Raw genomic sequence first — 17,853 nt, 5'->3', positions numbered from 1 at the left:
GTTTAATAACTGTATTAGAATTAGTACAGCTTTCAAGAGTAATAATTAAATAAAATGTTATAAGTTAGAATTAATGCTTGTGAGGAATTTTTTGCTTTGTCAATGGCGGCAAACGATTTACTAACTCAAATATTTTTTTATCCTCACCTTGTGTTCTCATAGCGAAGGTATATTAAAGTTATGTGGTATGCATCGGGTTGAGTGAAAGGTTGATAATAGAATAATACGAAATAGTTATGGTTTAAAATTACCAACTTATGGTTTGGTTGTTAGCTGTATTCTTTTATAAATCATCAAGGGTATAATTTAAAACCTGATACACGTCTCTTGTCGGTAATATCAGATGCAACCTTGGTTCAATTCTAAAGCATGGGGCCATGAAAGGCCCCATACGGGAAGTCTTGCTAGCGTTTGTCGTTATCAAACTGTTTGATTAGCACAGAAGTATCAGCACGCTGGTAGCCACGTTGTTGTAGTTCGGCATATTTTTCATCCACCTGTTTGGCTAGCGGGAGTTCTACGCCTAGCTTTTCTGCGGCTTCGAAGCAAATCCCCAGATCTTTACGCATCCAGTCGATGGCAAAACCGAAATCAAACTCATTGTCTGCCATGGTTTTGGCGCGGTTTTCTAATTGCCAAGAACCCGCAGCACCATGCTTGAGGACTTCGGTCATCTGTTCGATATCAAGACCGGCAGATTTAGCTAAGCTAATAGCCTCTGATAGGCCTTGCAGAATACCGGCAATACAAAGTTGGTTGGCCATCTTGGTGATTTGGCCATAGCCAATATCGCCCATAAGAGTGGTTGCTTTGGCAAAGCAGTCAATCACGGGTTTTGCTTGTTCAAACACTTTGCGATCACCGCCCACCATAACGGTTAGGCAGCCATTTACCGCCCCCGCTTCACCGCCTGACACCGGTGCATCAAGGAAACTTAGCTGACAATCACTGGCTTGTTCAGCAATTTCTCTCGCCACTTCTGCTGAGGCTGTGGTGTTATCAATCAAGATGGCACCGGGTTTGGCTGACGCTAAAATACCGTCTTCACCGAGGTAGACTTGGCGTAAGTCATCATCGTTTCCCACGCAAGTAAAGATAAAGTCAGCGCCTTCTGCTGCTTCTGCTGGGGTTAATGCAAAACTGCCAGCGTAAGTCTCAACCCATTTTTCGGCTTTCGTGGTGGTACGGTTATACACGGTGACATGATGGCCAGCATTGGCAAGGTGTCCAGCCATCGGGAAGCCCATAGTGCCTAGCCCGATAAATGCAATTTTATGTGATGTCATTAATTCGCTTCCCTTAAAAATTTACGTTTGCCGATAATGGTAACGATGGGGTAATAGAGGTTTTTCAGTATCTTGCATTAGCATGAGAAATGCTACCGATTAGCTTCGATATATAGCACAACACATGTTGTCAAAAAATAACTAAAAAAATGTGGGCAAGCGCAATCTTTTCTTGTGAATCTCTAGCACTGGCCCTATTATGCGGAAAGTTATTCTGTAAATGGCCGTTTTATGCTGGCTTCTGTGCTAAGAATTTTGATGTTGATAGTGTGTTTGGGATTTGCGTGGCCTAGCCATGCAGGCTCAATTGCGCCTGTATCAGAAGCACAAGGCTTTCAGCAAGTTCGCCAGATTGTTGATAACGAAGGCTTGATGTCCATTGGGTTCTCAAAACACTTGGCCCAATCCGTTTCTTTTGCACCTTCCCAAGCTGAACTCAATGCCCTGTTAAAGTTTGATCAAACTGATTTGACTGAGGTTGTTCACGCTGGTGATCAGACACCTTCCGATAATAACCAGCACTCTAACCATGATCGCAGCCTTGATTTGGCCATTGCAGCCTCAAGCCGTTTTTCCAGCCTGTTACGGCATGATCCGGAAGACGTTGAGCCTGCTTATCAATTGGCGATTGAACTTCCTGTTGAGCCTGCTCCTAGTTTTGCCAAAGACTATCGAGTAGATATGCAGCCAGCATTGGATTGGACGCTAAATACCTCTCCCCCTTCGGGCCGGGTCTCCGGTTGGAAGGAGTCCAACCTCATCTATACCGTTTACCACCATCGCCTAACTTTGGCGTAATCCGCAAATCTATCTAGTCCTGCCTGTTGATCAGGACAAATTAACCTTGCTTGAACAGTACATAAAGTACTGCCGAGCAGGAGCGGTATTACATCTGCTTCCCTTGTTTGATGTGGGGCAGTGTGCTGTGCACCGAACGCGGTGTGCGCTAAAACAGTGGTAAAACTATGAGAAAAAAAGCCCCTCAGCGGTTATTGAATCATTATCCGGCCTGGAAATATGTTGTTCTGGTCGTCACCTTGGTAGTGATGATGCTAAGTGCTATCCCTACTTGGTACGGTGAAGATGCTGCCGTGCAAGTGTCAGCGAAGGGAGTGCCCGTCCCTGATGTTGTCCAGCTACAGAACACCTTGAAACAGCATGATATTGCGGTCAAGCGTATCGACCAGCAAGTTGATAGCACCCTGGTTGTCCTTGCCGATGAATCTCAGCAAACCCAAGCCCGAACCGTTTTGGCACAGGAAATGGGGCCAAAAAGCGATTCGCAGCTAACGTTGGCAATGACGCCTGCGGCACCTGCTTGGTTACAGGGCATGGGCTTTGCGCCAATCAAACTGGGTCTCGACCTTCGTGGTGGTGTGCAGTTCCTGTTAGATGTTGATATGAACCAGGTGTATCAAGCTCAGGCTGAACTGCTGCAGGACGAATTGCGCCAGGAATTTCGCCAGCAGGGTATTCGCAATACCCGTATTGAGTCTGTTGCTTCAGATACTTTGGTTGTACGCCTACCCAATAGCGAAGCTAACGGTAAAACCCGCCAGTTTATTCGCAAAAACTACCCTCAGTGGCAGGTAACCAATGACTCCGGCCATGGTGTTCGATTGGCACTGAAAGATGATGAACAAGCGCAGCTAAGAAACCTGACAGTTCAACAAAACCTGCAAACCATGCGTAGCCGTATCGAAGAGCTCGGTATTACGGAAGCGCTCGTTCAGCGTCAAGGTGAAAACCGTATTCGTATTGAGTTGCCAGGTGTTCAAGACCCAGCCGCAGCGAAAAGCGTTATTGGTGCCACTGCCAGCCTAGCTTTCTACCCAGTTCGTGAACTCGGTAGTGGTAGCACCATGACTATCAACGATGAGAACGGCCAGCCAGTTCGTGTTGCTCGTAAACCCATCCTAAGTGGTGATCATATTGTTGATGCCCGTGCTAGCTTTGGTGAAATGGGGATGGCCGAGGTTAACATCAACCTTGATAGCGCCGGTGGCAAGATCATGTCTGACTTCTCCCGTCAGAATATTGGTAAGCCAATGGCGACGGCATTTAGCGAATATAGCCGTGACAGTGAAGGTAATGCGGTACAAGAAAGCAAGATCATCAGTGTCGCAACCATCCAGAGCCAACTTGGTAACCGCTTCCGCATCACTGGCGCGGGCTCTATCCAAGATGCACAGGAACTTGCTCTACTACTGCGTGCTGGTTCATTGACAGCCCCCGTCACCATTGTTGAAGAACGTACTATTGGTCCAACGCTGGGTGCTGAAAATATCGAAAACGGCTTCGCAGCTCTAGCATTGGGACTTGGCCTGACACTGGTCTTCATGGCTCTTTGGTACCGCCGTTTAGGTTGGGTGGCTAATGTGGCGCTGGTCTTCAATATGGTGATGCTATTTGGTTTGCTGGCTTTGATCCCTGGGGCTGTCCTGACCCTTCCTGGTATCGCGGGTTTAGTATTGACTGTCGGCATGGCGGTCGATACCAACGTACTTATCTTCGAACGTATTCGAGACAAGTTGAGGGAAGGTCGCAGCCTGGCACAGGCTATTGATCGCGGCTTTAGTAGTGCCTTCAGCACTATCTTCGACGCCAACTTCACCACCATGATCACTGCAGTTGTACTTTACGCCGTTGGTAATGGTCCGATTCAGGGTTTTGCCTTGACGCTGGGGTTAGGTCTTCTAACCAGTATGTTTACCGGTATTTTTGCTTCCCGCGCCATTATCAACTTGGTTTGGGGTCGTGATGCTCGACGTGAGGTGCGAATTTAATATGTTGATTACAATGAAGAATGCAACAAAATGGCGTCACTTCACCAGTGTCGTGTCTATTATCTTGCTGCTTGGCTCTCTAGTGGCAATTTCAGTTAAGGGACTTAACTGGGGCTTGGACTTTACCGGTGGCATCGTGACAGAGGTGCAGACCAATAGCGCGCTTACCAGCCACGAAATTGACCAGCGGTTAGATGCCCAATTTGATCAAGATGTTAGTGTCATTGCAGCCGGTGAGCCGGGCCGTTGGGTTTTGCGCTATGCAATTCCGGAGCAGGGCGAAGCCCCGGATGTTGCCGGTGCTCTGCATTCGCTGGATGCCAATGTGCAAGTTTTGAATACTAGCATTGTGGGTCCTCAGGTCGGTCAAGAGCTGGCTGAGCAGGGCGGCTTGGCTTTGCTGGTCGCTGTGCTGTGTATTTTGGGCTATTTGAGCTACCGCTTTGAATGGCGATTGGCTTCAGGCTCCGTCTTTGCTTTGGCGCACGATGTGATCTTTGTTTTGGGCTTCTTTGCCCTAACCCAGATGGAATTCAACCTAACGGTACTCGCGGCTGTGTTGGCGATTTTGGGCTACTCACTCAATGACTCGATTATCATTGCCGATCGTATCCGTGAACTGTTGATCTCAAAGCCGAACAAGGCCATTGAAGATATCAACAACGAAGCAATCGCTGCGACTATCTCCCGTACCATGATCACCTCGGGTACGACGTTGCTGACAGTGGGTTCACTGTGGTTGTTGGGTGGCGGGGCTCTTGAGGGGTTCGCCATTGCAATGTTTATCGGTATTTTGACGGGGACATGGTCTTCTATTTCAGTTGGTACGGCATTACCTGAGTTGTTCAAGCTTGATTCGTCGCACTATAAGTTAGTGCCGGTTACGGAAGAGCCGTAACCGAGCAATATGAATAAGCATAAGAGGGCCTTCGGGCCCTTTTTTTGTTGAAAATATGGATATTTATTTCGAGCTTAGCCATATATATCCAACACGCTTGAACTGTGATAACGTCAAATGCATGGAGACTAGCGCCGAGATTGAAAGGAAAGAGACGCAACATGGGTAAGAAATCATTAGAAACCAAGATCGTAACTGCAGGACGTTCATCAAAGTGGACCCAATCACTGGTTAACCCACCGGTTAGCAGGGCTTCAACTATTGTGTTTGATTCTGTAAAAGAGATGAAGCACGCAACGGCAAACCGAACGAACAAAGCGCTGTTTTATGGTCGTCGTGGCACTAACACCCATTTTGCATTCCAGGATGCGATGGTTGAGTTGGAAGGCGGTGTTGGCTGTGCTTTATACCCATGTGGAACGGCTGCAATTACCAGCGCTATCCTGTCGTTTGTTAAAGCGGGCGACCACATCCTGATGGTGGATGGTGTCTATGAACCAACCCGCGATTTTTGTGACAAAATGCTTGATAAGATGGGGGTGGAAACCACTTACTACGATCCTATGATCGGTGAGGGGATCCGCGATCTTATCAGGCCAAATACAACGGTTCTTTTCTTAGAATCGCCATGTTCCATTACAATGGAAGTGCAGGATGTGCCGACCTTGGCACGTATTGCCCATGAGCATGACTTGATCGTGATGCTCGATAATACCTGGGCTTCTCCTATTAATTTCCAGCCATTTGAGCACGGGGTTGATATCTCAATCCAAGCTGCGACTAAATACATTGTGGGTCACTCAGATGTTATGTTGGGCACAGCAGTCGCCAATGAGCGATGCTGGGACCAATTACGTGAAAATAGCTACCTGCTTGGTCAGTGTACTTCACCGGATGACGTGTATCTCGCCATGCGTGGTCTACGCACGCTCGGCGTACGCTTGAAGCAGCATGAAGAGAACAGCATCAAGGTTGCACAGTGGTTGGCAGAGCGTGAAGAGGTCGACCATGTTCGTCACCCGGCTTTTGAAAGCTGTGAAGGGCACGAGTTTTATAAGCGTGACTTCAAAGGGTGCAATGGCCTGTTCTCTGTTGTGCTCAATCGCGGTAATACCGAAGCACTGACTGCTTTGCTTGATGGGATGGATCACTTCAGCATGGGATACTCGTGGGGTGGCTTTGAAAGTCTAATCCTCGCCAATGAGAATATTAACTCCCTGCGTACTGTCGCCAAGAAAGACTTCGCTGGCCCGTTGTTGCGTCTGCATATCGGTTTGGAGTCACCGGAAGATCTGATTGCAGATTTAGAGCGAGGTTTTGAGCGTTTAAACGCGGTGTTGAAAAAATAATTTGCCGCACACTCTGACTTAATAGAGGCCAGCTATGCTGGCCTTTTTTGTCCGGTACAGTTTGATAATGTGGCAATATCACAACCAATATCTAACTTGAGCACCGTTACCTGCAGGTTTTGGCTACTATGTAGTAAACGCTAGAGCAAAGGGGAAGTTATGAAAAAGACAGGGTATTGGGCCGCTATTGTCATACTCCCAATGACAATGCTGGGCTGTTCAAGCTCAGATCTGGAAAACTACCAGTTGTTTCCTGATGATTATGACTACGATGTGCCTTATGACAGTATCTACCATTACGGCTACAACCAAGGGTGCGAAAGTGCTTTAGGGGTTACTGGCAATTATGGCAAGGTGTTTGGCAAGGATGAAACCCTAGACGGTAGTGATACTAAGTTCAATCAAGGTTGGGATGATGGAAACTTGGCCTGCAAACAATCTAACTCTCGGATACTAATGTCGACCTCGTTTATCAACCCTTATCAGAGCTTTAGTAATAGGTATTAGAGAGTAGCGTATCGCTGTAGCTTTGTCTGGGCATAAAAAAACAGACCGGGAAGGTCTGTTTTTGGATAAGGCATTTTCATTTTGTGTTTAAGATTGACCTAGCCATGTATCGTTCTTAATCGTTAGTCACAAAGTTATATGTCTTATTTAGTTTGGTCTAGTCAGTGACTGCACTTGGCCGTCTCGGAATGAGACGGGCACTACAGCATGGACTTCTGGTAGTAATAAAAATGCATCTTCATCAGACTCATTATTCACTTCTACCACCACTTGAAGGTATTTGTTCAACGCACGCTGGAGTGCTGGGGTTGAGATCTTGTTACCTTGTTTGCCGAACTGACTGTATTGACCTTTACTGGAGTATACCCAAACGCTAAACGGGTCATCTCCTTTTTCTAGTTGCTCGATAAAATCGGCGATATTTCTCATAAAAGTCCTTTTCCCTAACCAATAACTTCGTATTGATTTTCCCATTATGGAATGAAGTTGTTATTTTTCAATTTGATTTACATGTCTTATCTAGGTTTATGTGATATTGATAGCAAAAAATTGAAACTCGACTGCATATTCAAAAAGCAATTTAACTTATCTTGTCACTTTACACCTAAATAATCGATAAACTCATCAGTAAACGTTTACAGATTAATTCCCTGAAAGAATATTATCAAGGGGTGTTTACAATCATAACTACCCCTTAAGGGGTATGAGTTATGAAATCTATTTGTGCTCAGGAGTTTGGGCAAATATGATTGTTGTAACGAAATTTTTCGGTCAGTAATTGTACATATTATGGGAGGCCACTTGGAAAAAAGTGTTTGTGCGTGGGCAATGAAGCAGCCTATCGAGCGAGAATATCATGATAAAGAGTGGGGAAGGCCAAATAAATCAGATACATATTTATTCGAGTTTCTAACTTTAGAAGGAGCCCAAGCGGGGTTGAGTTGGTACACAGTTCTTAAAAGGCGTGATGCCTATAGGGCTGCATTTGATAATTACGATATAGAAAAATTAGCTTTATATGATGACAGTAGAATAGAAGCAATTATTGACAGCTATGATGTTATAAAGCATCGCGGAAAAATCAGTTCAGTATTTCATAACGCGCGAGCGGCCCAACAGTTAATTAAAGAGTACGGCAGTCTTGCTAATGCATTATGGCAATTTGTCGATCACCAACCTGTAATTAATCACTGGCAAACAATGGCAGATATTCCAGCGTCAACAGAAACCTCTGAAGAAATGAGTCGCTTTCTCAAAAAGAAAGGGTTTAAGTTTGTTGGAGAAACTATTTGTTATGCGTTTATGCAGGCTGTGGGTATGGTCAATGACCATTTAGTGACTTGTTATTGTTACCAAGAGGTCATAGAGCATAATAAAAATTAATTTAGTATCGATAACCGATCCCTATTTTTGCGATAGGTGAGAGAAACTGGTTTGTCAGAGTGATGCAGCGTATTATGTTTTATCCACTTGACCCTCGTAGTTTGGTTTTTACGAGGGAAGTAACTATGCAGAAGTTAGGACAATGGCAGAAAATCCGGTAAAAGTAATACAGCGGGCGACGTGGGTCGGCTCAATTGCAAACGTTAGCTTGGCAGTATTAAAGATCACGATAGGTAAAATGACAGGCAGTCAGGCTTTGGTTGCCGATGGTGTACACAGCTTTTCGGATCTAATTACAGATACCGCTATCTTGATTGGTTCTCGCTATTGGACCGCCCCTGCCGATAAGGGGCATCCTTATGGCCATGGCCGGTTTGAAACCTTTACCAATATTTTTATTGGCGTCTTGCTGCTTATTGTTGGTATTGGTATCGGCTGGGATTCGCTATCGGCATTGGGTCATGAGGCCACTGCCGTGCCGGGAATGCTGGCTTTCTGGGCTGCGGTTGCTTCAATTGTGGTGAAAGAAGTGCTGTACCGTTGGACCGTTATCCAAGCCAAAAGAATTAACAGTCGCTCCCTTCATGCCAACGCATGGCACCATCGAACCGATGCTCTGAGTTCCTTGCCCGTTGCCATCGCAGTTATCGCAAACTACATCTTCCCGGATTTGCATTACCTCGATCAAGTTGCGGCCTTAATCGTCACTGCAATGATCTTAAAAGCGGCGTTTGAAATCTTGTGGCCAGCAGTCATGGAACTGACCGAGGCGCAAGTAGACGAAGGGATCGAGGAGCAGATCCAAGGTTATGCCAGTGAAGTCTCGCAGATCAAAGAAGTGCACGCCATCCGTTGTCGCCGTACCGGCAGTACAATTTTGTTGGATTTTCATATGCTAGTGGACCCAGACATGCGGGTTGAAGATGCCCATACCATCAGTGAAAACTTCAAGTCCCATATCTTGGCTCAAATTGATGAGCTGGTTGATGTTGTTATCCATATCGAGCCATATACCTGTGCTGAGCGTGTGATTAATCCGTGCTGTGAGGATAAGAGTTGTGATTAATTTGCGTATGGTTGATGGATAAAAAAGTGCTAATTCTCAAAACTGAGAAGGTGTAGCAACAACGCATTTGGCTATCTTCTTAAATGTGACCCCGATCAAATTACCTAGCGGCTATTTGGCTGCTAGGTAAGGGCTTAAAGGAGAACAGCCATGCCGTTAATCAGAATTAAGTCTTTGCCTTTCGCTCAAGAAGTGAATATTCCATCCACTCTGGGTGTGCTGTCCAAAGCGGTATCAGAAACCAGTGATATCGACTTGAAGCATGTTATGGCGACATGGGATTACCTTTCTCCTCATCACTATGCCCATAACGGTAAAGTGGTAGACTGCCAACCGGAAAAAACGCATCCCTTGCTCGTTCACCTTGTTGCGCCAAGCTTCAATACCGAAGAGCAAATTGCCAACATGCTGGAAGTGATAGCAAATACCCTGGCTGATGTGTTGCCGGTGGCTAAGGAAAACATCTTTATCAACTTTTCCCCGGCCTACAGCGATGGTGTTTACGATTCAGGGCACGTTGTTGAATGGGATGACTGAACTTATGACTCTGCCTAGCTAAAGTAATGCCTTAATTCATGATTTATTCATCAAACTGGCATAGGATGAGCACTTTTCTCATGTTATGAGTTTCAAATGTTTAAGTTGATTGCGTCTATGCCGCCTATGATAGCGTTGTCTGTTGCGATTGTTTGTGAAGTGATCGCGACATCAATGCTACCGAAAACCCAGCAGTTTACCCAAATCGTGCCGACCCTGATAACGTTGTTAGGGTACGCCGTTGCCTTCTTCATGCTTTCTGTCACTGTAAAGGCCGTTCCCATTGGGATTGCCTACGCGATATGGTGCGGTGCGGGGATCGTTTTGGTTGCCATGATCAGTTGGTTATGGCACGGCCAGCAACTTGATTTCCCCGCTCTAATCGGCATGCTGCTTATCCTGTCAGGGACTATTGTGATTAATGTTTTTTCTAGTTCAGTGAGCCATTAAGCCATTTCTCAATAGATAATGATGATCTAGCGCACAGTTTTATAAAAAGCCTGCTTAACATAAGCAGGCTTTTTTTGAGCTTTCAAACGCTTAATTATGTGTCAGATGGGGAATAGGGATATTCAGGAGCGCCCCTTTCTTGCATAGCCATGCCAATAGTAGTTATTTCTATCTTCACTAAGCGGTTTACCAGAGAGTTGTACCACGCTTGTTGAAAATGTAGCGTTTTTGTTATTGTGGGGTCGGATGTAAAGGTGGTAACTAAACATGGAATGTCTATGAGCGCACTTGAAGCAAATTTTGATGGCCTAGTTGGGCCGACGCACAACTATAGCGGACTCTCTTTTGGTAATGTCGCTTCGGCGAAAAACCAAGCTAAACCTTCCAGCCCTAAGCAGGCCGCTTTGCAAGGTTTAGCAAAGATGAAAGCCTTGTCTGATATGGGAATGGTACAAGGCGTTCTAGCGCCACAGGAAAGGCCTGATATCGCGACATTACGCCGGCTGGGATTTACCGGCAGTGACCAGTCGGTATTGGCCGCCGCAGCGAAGCAAGCCCCGCAAGTGTTGGCAGCTTGTTGCTCAGCTTCAAGCATGTGGACCGCCAATGCGGCAACTGTGTCGCCTTCGGCAGATACTCAGGATGGAAAAGTCCATTTCACCCCTGCAAACCTAATTAATAAGTTCCATCGTTCAATCGAACATGAAGTGACAGGTCGGATCCTAAAGGCGACATTCTCCGATGAGAAGCATTTTGTCCATCATCCAGCCCTACCTAGTGTCGAGCATTTCGGAGATGAAGGGGCGGCTAACCATACTCGCTTCTGCCTTGATTATGGCCAGCAAGGTGTTGAGTTCTTTGTTTTCGGACGTCATGCCTTTGATAACCGTCACCCAGCCCCAACAAAGTTTCCTGCTCGACATACTTTCGAAGCTTGTGAAGCGGTAGCAAGGCTGCACCAGTTAGATAAGGACAAGGTGGTGATTGCCCAGCAGAACCCTGATGTGATTGACCAGGGCGTATTCCACAATGATGTTATTGCCGTTGGTAACCGCAATGTCTTGTTCTGCCATGAGCAGGCTTTCTTGAATCAGCAGGCTGTCTACGATGAGTTGAACTTGAAACTATCCGGTGAAATGCGGATTGTCGAAGTACCAACTGCGAAGGTGTCGATTGAAGATGCTGTGACCAGTTACCTGTTTAACTCACAGCTCATTACTATGCCAAATGGTGACAATACCCTGATCCTGCCAGAAGAGTGCCGCAATAACCCTCGGGTATGGGCATACCTAGAGCAGCTTTTGGCAGATAAGCAGGGCATTGACGATATCAAAGTGTTCGACCTGAAACAGAGTATGGCTAATGGCGGTGGACCAGCATGCCTGAGGTTGCGGGTTGCACTTACCCAGCCTGAGTTGTCTGCGGTGAACCCAAGCACCTTGATGTCAGATGTCTTGTACGGTCAGTTAAGCAGTTGGGTCGAGAAGCACTACCGTGACCGTTTGGTTGAGGCTGATTTGGCCGATCCTTCTTTACTACAAGAGTCCCGTACTGCCCTCGATGAGCTGACACAAATCCTCGATTTAGGCTCTGTCTATCCTTTCCAACAATAATGTTCATCAAAGCAGCACAAGTTAGTGCTGCTTTTTCATCTCTTGCTATTTTATTCCTGAGAGATAGGTCTTAATTTTGCACTACCTTTTGAAAAATAAACTATTTTTTCAAATATAAGATGCCATTTTGCATCTTTTTTTGCAGCAAAATACTTATATTGTGAGTCCAAATAAAGACTATTTTCTTAGGTGATTGATATCTAATGTAAATTAGAGTTGGCATAAAACATGGTTACTTTGCCTAGTTGATTCGAGGGGGCAAAATTTCCATGAAGTACTCTTTTCATTTTTTAGCGTTACTGTTTCTTGCCGGATGTGGAGGTGGTGGGGGTGATTCTGCGTCCGGATCACAACCAGAACAGCCAACCACAACACTGCTTGGCGACAACACTGTTCCAGCCGATGCTAGGTTTCAGCAGTTTGAAAACTACCTGTTTGAAATTAACCCATCAGACTACAACTTTGCCGGCAATCGGTTGTATCTCAAGGTTTATCTGTCTTCGGGTAACGTCTTATTTTTAGGTGAAATTGATAAACAAAGTTTCTTTGCTTTTCCGATTTCCGTTCCGCTGAAAGATAAAGTGGTTAAGTTTGATTTGTTCAGTGATTTCAGTGGGGACCAGGCTATCACAGGGGAGGTGTTGCTATGATGAAACCTATTTTTACGGTCTGCCTGTTTATGCTGGCTGCGATAAGTAAAGGGTACACTGCGGAGCAATCTATTTTGCTCAAGGATACGGTCTTTCAAGGGAGTGGCAGTATCGATTTGTTTAAGGCTCGGCAGCAGAAAAATAACCCTAGTGCGGCAAGTTTAGAAGCATTAAGAGTAGAAAATAATAATGCGTTGGTATTGGCTGTTGATGTGAACGAGGCGGCTAACGGCACGGAAAAGGCTGCGAGCCAAGGTGTTGCTATAGAGTCGGTCATTCTGACGGTGGAATCTGGAGGGAATACCTTCACCTTCACCGAGTTCTCGACGCCGACTCAGTGTTTATTGGCTAAGACTGGGGAGACAGACCGCACTCTATTTTATACCTTGATTGGTAGAACCGGCTCTTCGTCATTGACGCCTAACAGTGGATGGCAGGGCACTTCTTATGATGCGGTTTTAACCATACCGGTAGACATGTCGCTTGAGAATGCTAAATCGGTAGTGGTCGATATTACTTTTTTGGAAACCAACACTTCACTGGGCGATCCGGAAGCGTTTTATGATTTTACAGCGGGGCCTGAAGACCTTGCGTTGTTGAGCCAAATTGATGCTGTAACCCTTACCGAGGAAGCTCCCGGTCAAGATGAGGCGCCTTTGGTGATCACCCAAAATCAAATCGGTAACGAAACGGATTCATGGGTGTATTATCCATCTTCCGCCGAGTACTACGTAGCAGCTTATGAGGATAATTATCCGGTTAAGAGCGATTACGATTTTAATGACTTAGTTATCGGCTATCGTGTTGGCTATGGAATGACCGGGCAGCAAGTGACCTCATTGATTGTTTACGGTTACATGATAGCGAGAGGTTCGAGCTTCACCCACGACTGGCATTTACACATCGGGCTTCCAGATACCGCTTCAGGTACAGGGACGCTTAACTTGTTCAAACCGGACTCTACAGAGCAAGAAAGCGGATACCCGCAGACATTCTCACAGGCGGGAAGCTTTGATAAACGTCTCTTGCAAGGGACGAAAACTTTGATGAATAGCCCTAGTTCAGAGTTTGCCAATACGGAAACCAATGTTGATTTGGTTAAGGGCCATAAATTCAGCGTAGCATTTGATTTTGATGCACCTATCGAACTCTCCAGTATCTCTTTACCCCCTTATGATCCCTATTTGTTTGTGCAAAACACCGGCTACGAAATTCACTTACCTGAGCATGCCTCCCGTCTAGGTACCTCAGTAAACAATGCCGAGGCGGCTGGTGGATTCAAGAATGAGCAGGGATACCCGTTTGCGATTATCATCCCTGAAGACTGGGAGCCGCCGCTTGAGCGGGAAGATCTCGGGGGGGCGTATTCGACCTTCTTAGGGTTTGTGACCAGTAATGGCGAACAACAGGACAATTGGTATACCGCTCCGTCACAAAATAAAATCAAGCAAATAGGTAAGGCCTTTTGGAAGTGGGATTGAGACAAGCTTTTATTGTGGAAATCACCCAATAACTTGACCTTAAACTTATTGCGCAGGGATAATATGACAAAACCTATAGGCTAAGGGTTACCTTGGCCTGTAGGTTTACTTGTTTAACTTAGATTGCCCGTGACGGAGTCGAAATGGCGAAACTATCCCTTCAAGAGCAGATGCTAAAAGCTGGTCTTATTGACAAGAAAAAACTGAAAAAAGCGGGCAAACAGTCCAAGAAGTCTCGTACTCTGCGAAACGAAGCTAAAGCGGCTGTTGAAGCCAATAAGACTGCCCAGTTGGAGCAGGACAAAGAACTGAACCGCCAGAAGCAGGAAGAAGCCAACAAGAAGGCTATCGCCTCACAAGTTAAACAGCTGATCGAAATGAATAAGATCGATCTTGCTGATGGTGATATCGGCTACAACTTTACCGATGGTACATTGGTTAAGAAAATTTATGTCGACAAGCAGACTCAAGATCAGCTAGTTAGCGGTCGCCTAGCGATTGCGCGTTTCCAAGAAGGTTACGCTGTGATCCCGGGTGTGGTTGCCGATAAGATCAGCCAGCGTGATGAAGAAGTGATCATAGTGAACAACACGGTTTCTGAGCAGGAAGTTGATGAAGATGATCCGTACGCAGACTTCCAGATCCCAGATGATCTAATGTGGTAATGCCACTGAGCAAAAGGATGATGAGCCCAGCACTATGCTGGGCTTAATTGTATTTGAGATAGCATCATTGGTTGAGAAAATTAGCAATGTACCGGTAAGTCTGTTCACAGTTGGGGGGGACAAGATCTTCCAAATTTAAAAAAGCGTGAGTCATATTCTCGAAGTGATGGTGCTCTGTGGGGATCCCTAGCACTTGCAAGCGCTCAACATACCGCTTCCCTTCGTCCTGTAAGGGATCAAACCCAGCCGTTATGACTATTGTTTCAGGGTGGTTACTGGGTAACGCACTAAAAAGTGGCGAGGCGTCTCGGCGGTCTTCGCCTTGTTGGAAATATTGGTCAAAGTACCATTGCATCTTTGCTGTTTCTAAGAGGTAGCCTTCACGGTAGTCCACTAAGGAATCACTTGAAAAGGTGTAATCAAGGCTTGGGTAGATTAATGCCAAATGGTTGACCTTTTCAGGGTTACGCTGGGCGAGGGTGGCGGCCAATGCACCGCCAGCAGAGTCTCCAGCAATGGAGACGGCTTGCTGAAAGGGAAGATCTAGTTGTTCTAGGGTACGGTTTATCTCCTCGAGGCTCATTATGCAATCCACCAAACCCTTAGGGTAAGGGTATTCTGGCGCAAGGCGGTAGTCGATGGCTACGACAATATGCTGGCAGTGAGAAGCGAGGCGGCGGCTGATAGGATCGTAAACCTCAACACTGCCGCACATGTGCCCCCCTCCATGAAAGAAGATAAGCACCGGCAAAGCTTCATTTGGGGTGGGGTGGTAAATACGGCAGGGAATGGATGTCCCATTAATATGGGTGTCAATGATACAGCTTATCTCTACCTCAGAGACGACAAGTTGCTGGGTGATGGTCGCCAGTCCTAACCTTGCCATCTCAGGCGTTGGCGGAATAGCCAGTAGGTTGGCTTGTTCAAGGGCATCATTGAATGATTTTAGCCATATCTTCAGATTTGTTGGCATATCGGCCATGGGGGCTTCCTTGTTGCTTTAACCGTTCGATTTCCGGCACACGCTCAATCAGATAATCCTTGAAGTTGGCACAGCGTGCAGGCATATACTTACGGGGTTTGAAATACAGGTTGAGCTCAAATTGACTACTCACATAGTTTTCTAACACAGGCTGTAGCGTTTTTTTGTCGAATTCGTGAGAAATCAAACTCAACGGTAAATAGGCTATCCCACCGCCATTAAGCGCAATATTTTTTAGGATTTCGCTATCATCAGCTTCTACTGTCTGGGCGATTTCGACCGTTGAGTACTCACCATCCAATTCAAAGATCCACCGGTTGCCCCCAACCAGTGTACTGGCATAGAGGCAGCGATGATGTTTGAGGTCATCCGGAACAATAGGCTTGCCATTTTTCTTGATATAGCCCGGTGAGCAACACGCCATCAAAGGTTCTCTTAGCAGTGATCGCTTAACCAATAGGCTGTCTTTATCTTGAAAGCCTCGATAAGTCGCGTTAGCACGGATGGCAAAGTCGACATCATGGACATGATCGACTTCGAACGCGGTTTCCAGTACGACAAAATTGATTGACGGGTGCTCTTGCAGGTATTCCCCGATGATTTGGCTGAGGTAGTGTTTCGCAAACAAAGGGGTACTTGCGATTTTGATGGTGCCCCTGTCTTCGCTACTCATATTCTGGACTTCATTGAACACATCATCAATTTGGGTATGTAAAAGGCTGAACCTGTCGAATAAGCGTTGCCCTGCCTGGGTTGGAGTGATTTTTCGAGTGGTACGCTTAAGTAAGCTGACCCCCATGTTTTCTTCCAATTCATTCAGCCAACGACTGGCAGCCGATGGTGAAATACTATTGTGCTTGGCCGCTTCGCTGATCGAGCCTGTTCTCACAACATGAAGAAAGAAGACAACCTTGTCTAACATGAGCACCCCCATAAAATCCATTTACCCACATATAGTTATAGCAAAAAAGTGCCAGAAAATGATGACGATATGGTGATCAGCGCTGTTAACGTCCCATATTCGCAAAGGTGATTTGCATCAATGTGACTAATCGTTTGGGGTGAATCTTCTAAAATACGAGAATACAGTGAGTTGTGTTGCCCGTCACAACTGCAGGCACTCGCTAATACCAGTTCTAACCGTTTTGCTGTAACAGTTTGGTATTCATATAGGGGAATAAAAAAATGCTAAATAACAAGGTGTGTATCGTAACAGGTGGTGCTCAAGGGATTGGCCGCTGCATCGTTGAAACCTTTGCCAAGAATGACGCGCTACAAGTCTATGCATGCGACATGAACCTAGCCGCAATGGCTGACTTGGAAGCGAAGTACCCGAATGTCACCGGTATTGAGCTTAATGTTTGTGACCGTGAGAATATTGCGAATTTCGTTGAAACAGTGAAATCAGCACACGGCAAGATTGATGTATTGGTCAATAATGCAGGGGTAACCCGAGACAACCTAATTGAAAAAATGACTGAAGAAGATTGGGATCTGGTCTCTGACGTTAACCTAAAAGGTGTGTTTAACATGACTCAGGCCGTTGCACCTGTCATGGTGGAAGGCGGTGCAGGCTCCATCATTACTATGTCTTCAGTTGTGGGTACCGACGGTAATATCGGCCAGTCTAACTATGCGGCTACCAAAGGTGGCGTGATTGCCATGACAAAAGGTTGGTCGAAAGAGTTTTCTCGCAAAGGTGCACAGGTACGGGCAAATTGTATCGCACCAGGGTTTATTGAAACGCCGATGACCGTCGACTTACCAGAAAAAGTATTGGATTTCATGCGCCATAAAACACCATTAGGCCGTATGGGCAAACCCGAGGATATCGCCAACGGTGCACTGTTCTTGGCCAGCGATAACTCAGCGTTTATTACCGGACAAACACTTAAGATTGACGGTGGGCTAGTTATTTAAATTTCCATTTCTAATACGATTACTTTGACGGTCGCTAAGGCGGCCGTTTTTATTTATAGGGGATATAAATAATTAAGAATGCATTCTGTTTTTTATTCACGACTATTTATGTTTTTTAATCATTACTTTGTCTATAAATCAATTTGTTATTTAAAAACTTTTGTTTTTTTTGCGAGTTGTATTCAGCTTCGTCTTTTTGTATAAGATCTCTATCACTATTGTTGCAAAGAAAAAGAGCTAGGATGTTTGAGGAAATATTAACCATTGACTAAGCAGGGAG

18 protein-coding genes are annotated in these 17,853 nt (G+C 45.8%); 14 read left to right on the top strand and 4 right to left on the bottom strand.

Features of this window, described 5'->3' with window-relative positions; all coding sequences use genetic code 11:
- Positions 1-404 precede the first annotated feature (404 nt).
- On the bottom strand, positions 405-1,286 hold the full coding sequence (locus BIZ37_RS23620; RefSeq protein ID WP_187463592.1) for an NAD(P)-dependent oxidoreductase: 882 nt from the start codon (positions 1,284-1,286) through the stop codon (positions 405-407).
- A 258-nt stretch (positions 1,287-1,544) separates the two neighbouring features.
- Between BIZ37_RS23620 and BIZ37_RS23615 the strand changes: the two genes are divergently transcribed.
- The 5 genes from BIZ37_RS23615 to BIZ37_RS23595 all read left to right on the top strand — a co-directional run bounded on the left by BIZ37_RS23615 (position 1,545) and on the right by BIZ37_RS23595 (position 6,826).
- Positions 1,545-2,084, top strand: coding sequence for a hypothetical protein (locus BIZ37_RS23615; protein WP_187463591.1), 540 nt, complete (start codon positions 1,545-1,547; stop codon positions 2,082-2,084).
- 167 nt (positions 2,085-2,251) lie between these two features.
- Positions 2,252-4,072: a protein translocase subunit SecD gene (secD, locus tag BIZ37_RS23610; RefSeq protein ID WP_187463590.1), complete on the top strand. Its 1,821-nt coding sequence runs from the start codon at positions 2,252-2,254 to the stop codon at positions 4,070-4,072.
- 1 nt (position 4,073) lies between these two features.
- Positions 4,074-4,970 (top strand): protein translocase subunit SecF, encoded by an 897-nt coding sequence (gene secF / locus BIZ37_RS23605; RefSeq protein ID WP_222939795.1) that lies wholly within the window; start codon positions 4,074-4,076, stop codon positions 4,968-4,970.
- Positions 4,971-5,131: 161 nt separating this feature from the next.
- The gene (locus tag BIZ37_RS23600; RefSeq protein ID WP_187463589.1) at positions 5,132-6,319 is read left to right on the top strand and encodes a cystathionine beta-lyase; all 1,188 of its coding nucleotides are present in this window, start codon (positions 5,132-5,134) and stop codon (positions 6,317-6,319) included.
- Between the two features lie 159 nt (positions 6,320-6,478).
- Entirely contained in the window at positions 6,479-6,826 is a 348-nt protein-coding gene (locus BIZ37_RS23595) for a hypothetical protein (RefSeq protein ID WP_187463588.1), read from the top strand.
- Between the two features lie 147 nt (positions 6,827-6,973).
- Here the strand turns inward: BIZ37_RS23595 and BIZ37_RS23590 are convergent, their stop codons facing one another.
- Complete coding sequence (locus tag BIZ37_RS23590; protein WP_187463587.1) at positions 6,974-7,255, bottom strand: hypothetical protein; 282 nt, start codon at positions 7,253-7,255, stop codon at positions 6,974-6,976.
- A 360-nt stretch (positions 7,256-7,615) separates the two neighbouring features.
- Here BIZ37_RS23590 and BIZ37_RS23585 point away from each other — a divergent pair, with 360 nt between their 5' ends.
- From BIZ37_RS23585 to BIZ37_RS23550, 8 genes are all read left to right on the top strand, one after another.
- Positions 7,616-8,209, top strand: a complete 594-nt coding sequence (locus BIZ37_RS23585; protein ID WP_187463586.1) for a DNA-3-methyladenine glycosylase I — start codon at positions 7,616-7,618, stop codon at positions 8,207-8,209.
- Positions 8,210-8,351: 142 nt separating this feature from the next.
- The gene (locus tag BIZ37_RS23580) at positions 8,352-9,275 is read left to right on the top strand and encodes a cation diffusion facilitator family transporter (RefSeq protein WP_187463585.1); all 924 of its coding nucleotides are present in this window, start codon (positions 8,352-8,354) and stop codon (positions 9,273-9,275) included.
- A gap of 150 nt (positions 9,276-9,425) precedes the next feature.
- On the top strand, positions 9,426-9,812 hold the full coding sequence (locus BIZ37_RS23575; RefSeq protein ID WP_107299871.1) for a hypothetical protein: 387 nt from the start codon (positions 9,426-9,428) through the stop codon (positions 9,810-9,812).
- A 117-nt stretch (positions 9,813-9,929) separates the two neighbouring features.
- Positions 9,930-10,262, top strand: a complete 333-nt coding sequence (locus tag BIZ37_RS23570) for an SMR family transporter (RefSeq protein ID WP_370577607.1) — start codon at positions 9,930-9,932, stop codon at positions 10,260-10,262.
- Positions 10,263-10,540: 278 nt separating this feature from the next.
- A complete protein-coding gene (gene astB / locus BIZ37_RS23565) occupies positions 10,541-11,875 on the top strand; it encodes an N-succinylarginine dihydrolase (RefSeq protein ID WP_187463583.1) in 1,335 nt (444 codons plus the stop codon).
- 269 nt (positions 11,876-12,144) lie between these two features.
- Positions 12,145-12,525 carry a hypothetical protein gene (locus tag BIZ37_RS23560; RefSeq protein WP_187463582.1) on the top strand — a complete coding sequence of 127 codons (381 nt, stop codon included), beginning with the start codon at positions 12,145-12,147 and terminating at the stop codon, positions 12,523-12,525.
- On the top strand, positions 12,522-14,006 hold the full coding sequence (locus BIZ37_RS23555; protein WP_255526881.1) for an LruC domain-containing protein: 1,485 nt from the start codon (positions 12,522-12,524) through the stop codon (positions 14,004-14,006). Before BIZ37_RS23560 ends, BIZ37_RS23555 begins: the two co-directional genes overlap by 4 nt.
- Positions 14,007-14,149: 143 nt before the next feature.
- A complete protein-coding gene (locus BIZ37_RS23550) occupies positions 14,150-14,671 on the top strand; it encodes a DUF2058 domain-containing protein (RefSeq protein ID WP_187463581.1) in 522 nt (173 codons plus the stop codon).
- A 64-nt stretch (positions 14,672-14,735) separates the two neighbouring features.
- Here BIZ37_RS23550 and BIZ37_RS23545 read toward each other — a convergent pair whose 3' ends face one another.
- A complete protein-coding gene (locus BIZ37_RS23545) occupies positions 14,736-15,653 on the bottom strand; it encodes an alpha/beta hydrolase (protein ID WP_187463580.1) in 918 nt (305 codons plus the stop codon).
- Positions 15,604-16,575, bottom strand: coding sequence for a LysR family transcriptional regulator (locus BIZ37_RS23540; protein WP_187463579.1), 972 nt, complete (start codon positions 16,573-16,575; stop codon positions 15,604-15,606). Before BIZ37_RS23540 ends, BIZ37_RS23545 begins: the two co-directional genes overlap by 50 nt.
- Before the next feature lie 263 nt (positions 16,576-16,838).
- On the opposite strand from BIZ37_RS23540, the gene fabG reads away from it, so the two are divergent.
- Complete coding sequence (gene fabG / locus BIZ37_RS23535; protein ID WP_187463578.1) at positions 16,839-17,573, top strand: 3-oxoacyl-ACP reductase FabG; 735 nt, start codon at positions 16,839-16,841, stop codon at positions 17,571-17,573.
- Positions 17,574-17,853 lie beyond the last annotated feature (280 nt).

Source organism: Photobacterium sp. BZF1 (genome assembly GCF_014349205.1).
Lineage (GTDB): Bacteria > Pseudomonadota > Gammaproteobacteria > Enterobacterales > Vibrionaceae > Photobacterium.
This window is presented reverse-complemented; position numbering and strand designations above follow the sequence as displayed.

Coding starts and splice junctions, on each gene's coding strand:
- BIZ37_RS23585 (WP_187463586.1), top strand. CDS start 7,616: ATGGGAGGCCACTTGGAAAAAAGTGTTTGTGCGTGGGCAATGAAGCAG.
- astB (WP_187463583.1), top strand. CDS start 10,541: ATGAGCGCACTTGAAGCAAATTTTGATGGCCTAGTTGGGCCGACGCAC.
- BIZ37_RS23550 (WP_187463581.1), top strand. CDS start 14,150: ATGGCGAAACTATCCCTTCAAGAGCAGATGCTAAAAGCTGGTCTTATT.
- BIZ37_RS23600 (WP_187463589.1), top strand. CDS start 5,132: ATGGGTAAGAAATCATTAGAAACCAAGATCGTAACTGCAGGACGTTCA.
- secF (WP_222939795.1), top strand. CDS start 4,074: ATGTTGATTACAATGAAGAATGCAACAAAATGGCGTCACTTCACCAGT.
- BIZ37_RS23570 (WP_370577607.1), top strand. CDS start 9,930: ATGCCGCCTATGATAGCGTTGTCTGTTGCGATTGTTTGTGAAGTGATC.
- BIZ37_RS23560 (WP_187463582.1), top strand. CDS start 12,145: ATGAAGTACTCTTTTCATTTTTTAGCGTTACTGTTTCTTGCCGGATGT.
- BIZ37_RS23575 (WP_107299871.1), top strand. CDS start 9,426: ATGCCGTTAATCAGAATTAAGTCTTTGCCTTTCGCTCAAGAAGTGAAT.
- BIZ37_RS23620 (WP_187463592.1), bottom strand. CDS start 1,286: ATGACATCACATAAAATTGCATTTATCGGGCTAGGCACTATGGGCTTC.
- secD (WP_187463590.1), top strand. CDS start 2,252: ATGAGAAAAAAAGCCCCTCAGCGGTTATTGAATCATTATCCGGCCTGG.
- BIZ37_RS23580 (WP_187463585.1), top strand. CDS start 8,352: ATGGCAGAAAATCCGGTAAAAGTAATACAGCGGGCGACGTGGGTCGGC.
- BIZ37_RS23545 (WP_187463580.1), bottom strand. CDS start 15,653: ATGGCCGATATGCCAACAAATCTGAAGATATGGCTAAAATCATTCAAT.
- BIZ37_RS23615 (WP_187463591.1), top strand. CDS start 1,545: ATGTTGATAGTGTGTTTGGGATTTGCGTGGCCTAGCCATGCAGGCTCA.
- BIZ37_RS23595 (WP_187463588.1), top strand. CDS start 6,479: ATGAAAAAGACAGGGTATTGGGCCGCTATTGTCATACTCCCAATGACA.
- BIZ37_RS23555 (WP_255526881.1), top strand. CDS start 12,522: ATGATGAAACCTATTTTTACGGTCTGCCTGTTTATGCTGGCTGCGATA.
- BIZ37_RS23590 (WP_187463587.1), bottom strand. CDS start 7,255: ATGAGAAATATCGCCGATTTTATCGAGCAACTAGAAAAAGGAGATGAC.
- BIZ37_RS23540 (WP_187463579.1), bottom strand. CDS start 16,575: ATGTTAGACAAGGTTGTCTTCTTTCTTCATGTTGTGAGAACAGGCTCG.
- fabG (WP_187463578.1), top strand. CDS start 16,839: ATGCTAAATAACAAGGTGTGTATCGTAACAGGTGGTGCTCAAGGGATT.